Origin of the sequence: Salipiger sp. PrR007 (assembly GCF_010499845.1) — a bacterium.
GTDB lineage: Bacteria > Pseudomonadota > Alphaproteobacteria > Rhodobacterales > Rhodobacteraceae > Salipiger > Salipiger pacificus_A.
The window spans coordinates 21,626-31,869 of sequence record NZ_JAAGOZ010000040.1 but is presented as its reverse complement, the minus strand read 5'-3'; the positions used below and the strand labels follow the sequence as shown (position 1 = coordinate 31,869).

Sequence of the window (10,244 nt, the reverse complement as noted above, 5' to 3'; positions counted from 1 at the left end):
TCGGAATTGGCCCTGACGCTCTCGTCTGGGGAAAATTCAAACGGCGGTTTCGGGGAGATTACGTCCGGCGGTTACACCAATTCGGCAAATCTGTCCTACTCCGCCCCCTGACTCCCGCTTTACCACGCTAATTCGGACCTGACCTGGTTGGCCGTTAACCCGCCCGCAAGGCAAGCATGTGCTACCAGGGTCGCGTGCATGCGTTCACGAAAATTTGCCCTTGAACCTCCAGCCACTAGAAGTCCTATCTATTCAAGGAGAACATATACCGTTCTTGCCATCAATCGTCGGCGGGAACCGAAAGGGTACGAAATGCTGACAAGACGACACTTCATTCAAACGACAACAGCGCTCTTTTCGGCGACTGTGGCCAACCCTGTGTTTGCCGATAGCTGGCCCACCGAAGCGCAGAAGGCTGAATGGGACGCGCAAGTCAGCCCGCCCGGCTTCGATCCGGCCACGTCAAACCCTTGGGGACTACACCCACGTTTCTTGCCTCAGCGTGTGGACGCGAAGGACGGCCTCGTGCCAGGAGACATCCATGTCGATGCGGTTGCGCGATATCTCTACCACATTGAGGAGGGTGGAACCGCGATGCGCTACGGCGTGGCGATCGCGCGGGGCAACCTCTACGAGCCAGGTGTTTATAACATCAAGCGCAAGGTCAGGTGGCCGCACTGGACGCCGACACAGAACATGATCGAGCGGGATCCTGAAAACGCAAGATGGGCCGACGGGATGGAACCCGGCCCTCAAAACGCCTTGGGATCGCGGGCGCTCTATCTCTATGTCGGAGATCGCGACACCTATCTTCGGATACACGGCACACCCTATCCGAGAAGCATCGGCGGTCGCGCGAGTTCGGGTTGCGTGCGGATGGTTATGGCACACATCAACGAGCTCTATCCGAACGTCGAGATTGGATCGACAGCACATCTTTATTCGGCTGAGGACAGTGTTACCGCGAGAAGTTGAATGAGGTAATTAGCTTTGAGCGAAATGATGTGACGTGCGGGTCGTCGTCACGCTTCCCGCGCGACGCAGATCGGATTGCCGTTCACCGTGCGCAGCGGCAACAAGGTCGTTTCAACGGGGCCGCTGTGTTCGTACCAGTAGCACCCGTCTTCCGGCACCAAGCGCGCGGTTGCAACATCCTGATCCGGGGCAGCCATTGCAATCACAGCTTCGGGAACGTTGCCCGGCTGGTCTGCCGAGTCGCCCGATCCAGTCGGCTGGATTGCGCACCCGGCCGTAAGCGACAGCGCCACTGCAAACACTATTTTTTGCTTCAGCATCAAAACCCGCATCAAGCTTCCTTTCGTGTCTGTTTTTCTTTGCATCGGCTTTTCATGCCTCAAGGCGTGATGGAGCCGGTCGCCGCATCCTCTAGCAATAAAACAAACTGAAATACCACCGTATTTTGCTCTTGAAGCTCTAGCTACTGTAGGGGCTATGTCATGGTAAAGCACCCGAATCCAGAGGTCCATTCATGCCGTCCGACACCCATCGTCACGACCACGATCACGCCGAAGATGCCCAGAAAAGCGGCGGCAGCTGCTGCGGGAGCGCCGGAACGTGCGGCGACATCGTTCCGGCGATCCCCGCGCCAGCGTGCGGGCGCAGTTTTCAGGTGTCCGGCCTCGATTGCGCCGAGGAGGTAGCAATCCTGAACAAGGTGGTCGGCCCGAAGATCGGCGGGGCCGAGCATCTCGCGTTCGACGTGATCAATGGACGGATGACTATTCTCGACAGCGCCAAGAGTGTATCGGACGGCGAAATTGCAGAACTGGTCGCAAGCACCGGCATGACCGCCAAGCCCTGGGATGCCGAAAACGCGTCGGTCGACCAGGCGGCCCATCTTGCACGCCAGCAGCTGTTTACGGCGCTCAGTGGCGGCTTCTGGGCCGCGGGATTTCTGTGGCACATCATCGAGACCGGCATGGGGGGGGCACTCGGCCTCTTCGCAGGGCACGGCGAAGCGCCGATGCCACTGGTCGAGGCAGGGCTATTCGCGGTTGCGATCCTGTTCGGTGTCTGGCTCGTGGCACCCAAGGCATGGTCGTCTGCACGGAGGCTGTCGCCCGACATGAACCTGCTGATGGTCGTCGCAGTCGCGGGTGCAATTGGCCTCGGCGAATTTTTCGAGGCGGCGACGGTCGCGTTCTTCTTCTCGCTCTCGCTTTATCTCGAAAGCTGGAGCGTCGGGCGTGCGAGGAATGCGGTTTCAGCTCTGCTCGACCTGGCGCCGCCGACGGCAAGAGTTCTTCATGATGACGGCTCGGAAGCGGACGTTCCGGCTTCTGCGGTTGCTATCAACGCACGTTTCATCGTGCGCGGCGGAGACCGCATCCCATTGGATGGTGAGGTTGTCGATGGGGCAGGGGCCGTCGATCAGGCGCCAATCACCGGAGAGAGTGCGCTGGTCCCAAAGGAACGGGGCGACGAAGTCTATGCCGGTACGATCAACGGCGAAGGCACACTGACGGTGCGCGCCACGAAGGCCGCCTCGGACACCGTGTTGGCCAAGATCATCCGCATGGTCGGCGACGCCCATGCCCGCCGCGCGCCGGTGGAACAGTGGGTGGCGAAGTTCGCCCGCATCTACACGCCTATCGTCATGGCTCTCGCCATTGCAATTGCCCTGTTGCCGCCGCTCATTTTCGGGGGGGCTTGGGATTATTGGTTCTACAATGCACTCGTGCTGCTGGTGATCGCTTGCCCATGCGCTCTGGTCATCTCGACACCGGTCTCCATCGTCGCCGCACTCACCGCCTCAGCGCGGGCCGGGGTGCTGATCAAGGGCGGTGCATATATCGAGGCACCGGGCAAGACCACTGCACTGGCCATGGACAAGACCGGCACGATCACCATGGGCGAGCCCGAGGTGGCGGCGGTGCATCCGCTGGGCAAAGCATCGGCGCGAGATCTGATGACCCTCGCCGCTGGGCTGGAGGCACGTTCCTCGCATCCCTTGGCGCGCGCCATTCTCGCGCGGGCAGAAGCCGACGGCATCAAGGTGTCCGCCGCGGAAGATACCCGAACCGTTCCCGGCAGGGGACTTGAAGGACGCACAGACGGCCGGTCGATCTGGCTGGGGTCGGACCGGTTTGCCGAGGAGAAGGGTTTCGGCGACGCCATTCCGAAGGATTTGCGCGACCGCATCGAAGGGGCTGGCAGCACCCTTGTTGCCGTGGGCGACGACACCGGTGTCACCGGCATCTTGGAATTGCGCGACCGTATCCGCCCGGATGCCAAAGGCATCGTGGCGCAGCTTCACGCGGAGGGTGTGAAGACCATCGTCATGCTGACCGGTGATAACGAGCGGACAGCGCGCGCTGTTGCAGCCGAGGTCGGCATCGACGAGGTCCGTGCCGAGCTTCTGCCCGAAGACAAGGTGACTGCCATCGAAGAACTGGTCGAAACGCATGACATGGTGGCCATGATCGGCGACGGGGTCAACGACGCCCCGGCCATGGCGCGCGCGCATTACGCCATCGCAATGGGTGCCGTTGGTTCGGACGCGGCAATCGAGACGGCGGATATAGCCCTGATGACCGACGATCTCGGCAAGGTGCCTTGGCTGATCGGTCATTCGCGCCGGACAATGTCGATTATCCATCAGAACATCGGTATTTCCTTGGCGACCAAGGGCGTTTTCGTCGTCGCTACTGCGTTCGGAGTGGCATCGATGTGGGGCGCTATTGCAGCCGATGTAGGAGTGTCATTGCTGGTGGTGGCCAACGCCCTGCGCCTGCTGAACAGCCAAGAGGCCAAGGCACCGCCGTCCGGCGGTGAGCAGGTTGGCGAAGGCTTGGCCAAAGGGGCGCTGGCACATGGTCATTGAACTGGGAGAACCCGGAAAGGAGCCGAGACGAGACATGAGCGTGAAGGGCAGGATGATGTGTCCGGTTTGCGAGGTGCCCTTGAGCATGACCGACCGCCAGGGGATCGAGATCGACTTCTGTCCCGATTGCCGGGGTGTCTGGCTAGACCGAGGCGAACTGGACAAGATCATCGAGCGTTCGGCACCCGATGTGGCGCCTCAGCGGGTGCCTGAGCCGCGCGGCTACGACGATGATCGCTGCTACCGGCGCGGAAAGCACGGCGGCGGCAAGCACGGCTATCGCCGCAAATCCTGGCTTCACGAGTTGTTCGATTAAGGCTTGCCGTGGCCTCCCTGCCGGTCGCCCTCAAGGCGCTGCGGTAGGCCCGCAAGGCATTCAGCGGTGAGCAGGTTGGTCCAGAGATGGCAAAGGCCGCGCTTGCCCACGGACATTGATCACGCAGCATTTGCAAGGTAACGTAATGTCCATATCAGACCTCACGAAAGAGGCATCGAGCAGTGAAAACCATCCGATTTCCCCGCCGCGCCGTCCTGTTGGGCGGGTTGGCAGCGTTTTTGTCTGGCTGTGCCAGCAAGTTCCGCAGCTATGGCGGACCCGAGGTGACCCGTGTTCGGCTTTACAAGGGGCAGCGTTTGCTTGTTCTGGACGGAGCCGATCGCGTATTGCAAACCTATCCGGTCGGGCTGGGTTTCGCTCCTGAGGGTCACAAGCAATTCGAGGGAGACGGCCGGACCCCTGAGGGCGCTTACGTAGTCGATAAGCGCAACCCCGAAAGTACGTATCATCTTTCGGTTGGCATCTCCTATCCGAATGAGGCCGACATCGCCTTTGCTGAAGCGCAGGGCCTTTCCCCCGGCGGCGACATCTTCATCCATGGTGGTCCACGCCCAGGCATCGACCCAACGGACGTCCGCGACTGGACAGCTGGCTGCATCGCGGTCACAGATCGGCAGATCGAGGACATCTATGCAATGGTGAAAGACGGAACACCGATCGACATCTACGCCTGATGGGAGGAGATGATCTTCCGTCAGATCAGGCAAATCGTCGGCACAGGGCCACGTTGATCGCTTCGATGGCGATCACGGCCAAAGTGACGCTCGCCGCCGTGGGCCAGCGCAAGCACCCGGTACGCGTAAGGACACTACAATATGTGTCCAGCCGTGGCAGTGGCGAAACAGGCGGGCCCTAGCGGGGAAGAATACGTCTGGTATCATGTCGAATTCAATCTATCCGAGGGCATAGACGATGGTCACGACGGTAATCATGACAACCATGAACATGGCGAATGCGCCAAGGGCGAGGGTACGGCCCATGTCCCGGTTCGGCTTCTCTACTTTCAGACGCAGTTCCTCCGCGGTTTCCGGAAACTCGAGCGCCGCCGCATTCGATTGGCGCATCAGGTCGTAGCGGGACGTCCAGCGCCGTTCCTCCGCCGCGTTCCAGCCGTTCAGCACCAGGATGATTGCCACGATGAGAACCATCGACGACGGGACCCAGATTACGTAGCCGCCGATTGTCTCGTCAGCCAGGGCGCGAAGTCGACCACCGCTCGCTGCGATGATTTCTGATCCATAGAGGGGCACCTCCTTGAGCGTTGTCAGGGAGCCCAGAAAGATGTTGGAAACGATCACCACGAACCCTGACATCAGTCGAGCACCGCGCCGCGCTCCTTCAGGCGAATCACGCGGATCGAACAGCATAGCAAAGTACCAAAGCCCCGCCAGCACCATAGACAGATGTGCCAGCGCTTCCATCGCCGCAATACGTTGTGTAAGGGCGTAGATCATCGGGATCTGCCAGACGAAAAGCGCGCCAATCAACAGGGAGGTGGCAGATGCAGGAAGCGCCAAGAATCGCGGGATGCGCGCACGCCCAATCGCGGCAAGGCGTCGGCGCCATTCCCTTTTCAATCCAGCTTGAAGGCCAAGCCAGGGCTGAGAAACCGCGATAAGAAGCGGTCCTACCAGTCGCAGAAGAAGATGCTCGACCTGATGTACCGAAAACAGACTGTGCCCCAATGGCGCGAGCGGCCCATTCGTCGCGACGAGGACGGCCGCGAGGCCGGCAAAGAAGGCGGTTCGACGCCAACCAGAAACCCTTCCGAGACAGCGAGCGTGTATTTTGAGCCCACGCAAAAACAGCCATGCTGTAAGACCGACAACAATGAGCGACACCGGTGACAGCACATAGCCGAAAGGGTCGTATAGGAATAAGAAGTTCGTGATCATTCGCTCTGGCCCTCGCTCATCCGAGGGTTGTCGGAGGTAGCTGGTGTGAGCCGCGAGATCCCGGAAGCGCCGCCACGGGCCAGTGACAGATCGGTCGACATGGCGAGGTATTCGCCTTGTATCCACGAGGGAAAGAGATTGTCGTAGAATCGAGATAGCGGATGTCCCGACTGTCCGGCGGGCGAGATGTAGTATGATCCCGCTGCTTCCGATATCGACATGACCGCCTGAAAATTGCTTCCGGCACTCACAAGGAATGGACGGTCTTCTACGACACCAAATGATGTTAAGAATTGCGTAAACGGATCGCCGGAAATCGGCGCTTGAAGGGACAGCAGGTTGGTCAGCAACCGACGTGAACTGATCGGCGACCACTGCATGTCCAATCTATGCTCTTCCCCCCAGGTCCACGTCGAGGGATCGCGCCCATATCGATCGAACAGCCAGCCAAGGGCATCATCCAGGGCCACGCGAACCTGCTCCTCGCATGTCTCGCGAGGTGAGGATAGGCGGATGTCACACCAGATCGCGCTACCGCGACGATCGCTGAGTACCGCAAAAAGAAAGTTCGAGTTCGGACGGGTCCAGAGTTGCTCCGCTGTCGGAAACTCGTCCTTCAAAATGCGCTGCTGCAAAGCCCGGACCCAGGTCCAGAACAGCAGAGGTTCCGGTGAATAGCGATCCATTTCGCCATTCCACGACGCAAGCCTGTCCAGTAGCTCACGACGAAGGTTGTCCGCATCGGTGCCTTCGGTGCTGTCTCTGGACTGCACGAACCAAAGCTCTTTCGCCATCAGGGGCAGGAGGGTTCGCGCCACGGAACTTACGGTGTCCCTTTGAACACCGATGGCGCCTTCCGTCGAGAAGATCGATTGCCGCGCTTCAAGCTCCGCCAGTCGAATGTCGCGAAAAGACGACGCCCGAACGGCCTCCGCTCTTGGCCATCGGGCAACGGTCTCTCGGTCAATGGCCAATGCCTCCATGCCCTTCGGCAACATGTCTGCGGCAACTCCGATGGCATCGGTCGCGTCGGCCGAACGCGCGAACAGCTCCAGCATCGTCAGGAAACCTGCCGCCTGCACGGGTGACGGCCCCCTTGGTGCCTCCTCGTCTGGCACGGGAAATGACCGGAAGGCCCAGGCGACGCGCGTATTGCGACCGACAATAACGAAAGGTACGCCCGGCATTGTGGCCCCTATGGCCGGCCCTGTCGAAAATTGAAGATCTGCGAGATACCATTCCGAGGGAAGCGACAGGGAACCGCTGGTATCGGCGGCTAGAATTGGCGTTCCGGTCGCTGTTCGGTCGCCGTCCATCGCCCATGCATCAAGGCGCTGCTCCGGATCAGTCGCAAACAGTTCGGGCACTCTCAGGCGATCCGCCGGTATAATGGCACCTGATATACTCGGCATTCCTTCCCGTGCGCTTCCCGGTCGCAGGCCATTCAGGAAAGACCGGGCAATCCTCAGGCTATCGCCGGGTGTCCAGGCCGCGATCGACCGTTCGTCTGCGATCAGCAGCTCCGGAGAGCCTCTGCCACGCCCGCCTTCTGACACAAGCTCGAGCCACGCATTGACGCCCGCGGCATAGGACGCGAGCGCGTCTGAGACCGCTGGCGCAACGGACAATGTCTCATCGGATGGCCACGATGCTTCCGCTTTTCGCCTTGCCCTTAACAGTTGACCGAGCCTGTCTTGGGCGTGAACGAAGCCGATCGCGAAGTAGACATCTGCAGCGGAAGTTGCGGAGATGTGCGGGACTGCCGAAGAATCTCGCAGAATGTCGACCGGTCCGCCTAAGCCTGCGACCGTGAAGTCCTCGTCGTAGTCGGGAACGGATGCGCTCAGCAGAAAATAGACCAACCCGGAACCAACCGATACCGTGATGCAGATTGCCAGAAACCCGTACAGCAATATGTTGAAAAGCCGTCTCATGTCGGTGCTGTTTCGAAACCCTTCTTAAAAAAAGATGCGCAAGAGGACCACCGATATGAAATAGGTGAGAAGACCGAAGGCGATCGCCGAACTCGCCGCATACTGGAGGATATCCAGCCGGTTTCCTTTTCGGCGTCGCGCCAGATATCCACCCCAGATCGCACCCGCGACAATGCCCGCGATTACCAGCATGACTTTTTCTCCGTTCTTGTTCTCTTGTTGCACCGGTGTGTGCCGACCAGATCTGCAGCCAGTCCCACGGCCCAAGTAGTGAAGATGAGAGCCAGCAGCGCCCAGTCGCCGAAGCGCGCATAGAGGGTTGACGGATGAGCAGAGGGCAGAGCCGCATCTATGACACCGGTTTCTCCGTTGCCGAGCCGCGCGACGAGGTCACCGTTTGCGTCGATGATCGCGGAGATCCCTGTGTTTGCGGCCCGGACGATGGGAAGCCCTTCCTCGACAGCGCGCATGCGTGCGGAGGCGAGGTGCTGCTCCGGTCCAATGCTGGTTCCGAACCAAGCATCGTTGGTCGCATTGAAAATCCAGTCCGGCCGGAACAGGTCGTCGACCACATGCCCTGGGAAGATGATCTCATAGCAGATCGCCACGGCGACCAGCGGCACACCCGGAAGCGCAAGCGTTCGCGGGCCCGGTCCGGGCGTAAAATCGCCCAGACCCGCCGTGAGCCGCTCGATGGGCAACCAGCCGCGGAATGGCACATATTCGCCGAAGGGTACGAGATGGTGTTTCGCGTATCCGGTCAGGATCTCGCCGGTCTCGCCAAAAGCCTGGACCGTGTTGAAATATCGCATGCCATCATCGCTCGGTACACGGTCCGGCACTCCGGTGAGCAGCACGCTGCCGTCCGGTAACGCAGCGGCAATGCGGGCCCGCGCCTCCGTATCCTCATCGAGGAAACCCGGAAAGGCGGTTTCCGGCCAGAGAAGCACGTCGAAATCGCCGGGCCGGGTTGAAAGCTCAAGATAGCGCGCGAAGGTCGCCTCGCGGTTCTCGGGAGCCCATTTCTCCTCTTGTGGAATGTTGCCTTGAACAATGCGCAGGTCGACAGTGGGTGGCTGTTGTGCATCCGACTGGAGGCGAAGCGTGCCGACAGCCCACATCGTCGCTATGCCGGCCAGCGCCATGAGCGAGATGGTCAATCGTTGCCGCCCGGACGCCATGGCAGCCGCGCCGGGGAGTACCGCAACGAACACGGTGAGAAAGCTTAACCCATAGCTTCCGACCCAGGCGGCGGGCTGGCGAAAAGCGGCGTAATCGACCAGAGCGTAGCTGGCGAGGTTCCACGGAAACCCTGTCAGAACGTGACCACGCAACCACTCGGCCACGGTCCAGGAGGTCGCGAACAGGAGGCAGGTCAAGAGACTGCCCATGACTCCGCGCCGCGCGATTTCGGCAAAAAGCGCGGCGGCAATGGCTGGGAAAATCGCGAGACCTGCGGACAATCCCGCGACCGCCGGGATCGCCATCGTCCCAAACCGCTCGGCCTCGACGTAGAAACTTTCCGCGATCCACGAAATCCCGAAACCGAACTGGCCAAGACCAAACGCCCAGCCGACGAGGAAAGCGCGCCCGAAGGAGAGATCGCGAAGACCGACAAACAACGCGGAATAGGCAACGGGAACAAGCAAGAGAAGCGAGAAAGGCGGGAAAGTCAGAACGGTCAGCGCCCCGGCGACGAAACCAAGCGTCATCCGCGAAAGAAAACGGTGGCGCAGAGCGATGCGGTTCAGAATTTCCGGCTTCACGACTTGATCGAACGCCGCGCGCTGATCCATGGCGCGGCGAGCAAGAGCCCCACGCCACTGACTACAAATACATCGGCCAAGTTGAAGGCAGGCCAATGTGTTGTGCCAATGTAGAAATCGAGAAAGTCTGTTACAGCCCGATACCGCACACGATCGATGACATTGCCCAGGGCTCCGCCAATGATCGCGCCATAGGCAAGTGTTTCGACCGCATTTTCGGCGCGAAACAGCATAACCCCCAGCCAAACACAGATGGCAAGAGCGAGAGCGATGAGGCTCCACCACGGCGCGCCGCCCAACATCCCGAAAGTCACGCCGTCATTACGATAAAAGACGAGGTTGAATCCCGGAAACACGGGAATCCCGGCGCTTAAAGTGACGGCATTCGCAACGACAATGGCTTTGGTGATCTGATCGATCGCGAACGCAGCAAGTGCTGCGAAGACGCCGATCATCGGAGATACCTTG

At 60.3% G+C, this 10,244-nt stretch carries 10 protein-coding genes; 4 read left to right on the top strand and 6 right to left on the bottom strand.

What is annotated here, in order from left to right; genetic code table 11:
• Positions 1–312 precede the first annotated feature (312 nt).
• Positions 313–975, top strand: coding sequence for a L,D-transpeptidase (locus tag G0Q01_RS18010; RefSeq protein ID WP_009503854.1), 663 nt, complete (start codon positions 313–315; stop codon positions 973–975).
• 47 nt (positions 976–1,022) lie between these two features.
• Here the strand turns inward: G0Q01_RS18010 and G0Q01_RS18005 are convergent, their stop codons facing one another.
• On the bottom strand, positions 1,023–1,307 hold the full coding sequence (locus G0Q01_RS18005; protein ID WP_164213689.1) for a hypothetical protein: 285 nt from the start codon (positions 1,305–1,307) through the stop codon (positions 1,023–1,025).
• 182 nt (positions 1,308–1,489) lie between these two features.
• Between G0Q01_RS18005 and G0Q01_RS18000 the strand changes: the two genes are divergently transcribed.
• The 3 genes from G0Q01_RS18000 (at position 1,490) to G0Q01_RS17990 (ending at position 4,855) form a co-directional block, all read left to right on the top strand.
• Positions 1,490–3,844 (top strand): cation-translocating P-type ATPase, encoded by a 2,355-nt coding sequence (locus tag G0Q01_RS18000; protein WP_043772560.1) that lies wholly within the window; start codon positions 1,490–1,492, stop codon positions 3,842–3,844.
• A 34-nt stretch (positions 3,845–3,878) separates the two neighbouring features.
• Entirely contained in the window at positions 3,879–4,160 is a 282-nt protein-coding gene (locus G0Q01_RS17995) for a zf-TFIIB domain-containing protein (RefSeq protein WP_043772558.1), read from the top strand.
• A gap of 182 nt (positions 4,161–4,342) precedes the next feature.
• Entirely contained in the window at positions 4,343–4,855 is a 513-nt protein-coding gene (locus G0Q01_RS17990) for a murein L,D-transpeptidase family protein (RefSeq protein WP_040618649.1), read from the top strand.
• Between the two features lie 219 nt (positions 4,856–5,074).
• Here the strand turns inward: G0Q01_RS17990 and G0Q01_RS17985 are convergent, their stop codons facing one another.
• Genes G0Q01_RS17985 through lspA form a run of 5 tightly spaced genes read right to left on the bottom strand, consistent with a single transcriptional unit; the run spans position 5,075 to position 10,231 of the window.
• Positions 5,075–6,076 carry a cytochrome c oxidase assembly protein gene (locus G0Q01_RS17985; RefSeq protein WP_043772557.1) on the bottom strand — a complete coding sequence of 334 codons (1,002 nt, stop codon included), beginning with the start codon at positions 6,074–6,076 and terminating at the stop codon, positions 5,075–5,077.
• Positions 6,073–8,010: a penicillin acylase family protein gene (locus G0Q01_RS17980; RefSeq protein WP_068286412.1), complete on the bottom strand. Its 1,938-nt coding sequence runs from the start codon at positions 8,008–8,010 to the stop codon at positions 6,073–6,075. Before G0Q01_RS17980 ends, G0Q01_RS17985 begins: the two co-directional genes overlap by 4 nt.
• 24 nt (positions 8,011–8,034) lie before the next feature.
• The gene (locus G0Q01_RS26620) at positions 8,035–8,202 is read right to left on the bottom strand and encodes a hypothetical protein (protein WP_009815492.1); all 168 of its coding nucleotides are present in this window, start codon (positions 8,200–8,202) and stop codon (positions 8,035–8,037) included.
• Positions 8,193–9,806, bottom strand: a complete 1,614-nt coding sequence (gene lnt / locus G0Q01_RS17975; protein WP_043772545.1) for an apolipoprotein N-acyltransferase — start codon at positions 9,804–9,806, stop codon at positions 8,193–8,195. Before lnt ends, G0Q01_RS26620 begins: the two co-directional genes overlap by 10 nt.
• Positions 9,773–10,231, bottom strand: a complete 459-nt coding sequence (gene lspA / locus G0Q01_RS17970; RefSeq protein WP_009573591.1) for a signal peptidase II — start codon at positions 10,229–10,231, stop codon at positions 9,773–9,775. Before lspA ends, lnt begins: the two co-directional genes overlap by 34 nt.
• Positions 10,232–10,244 lie beyond the last annotated feature (13 nt).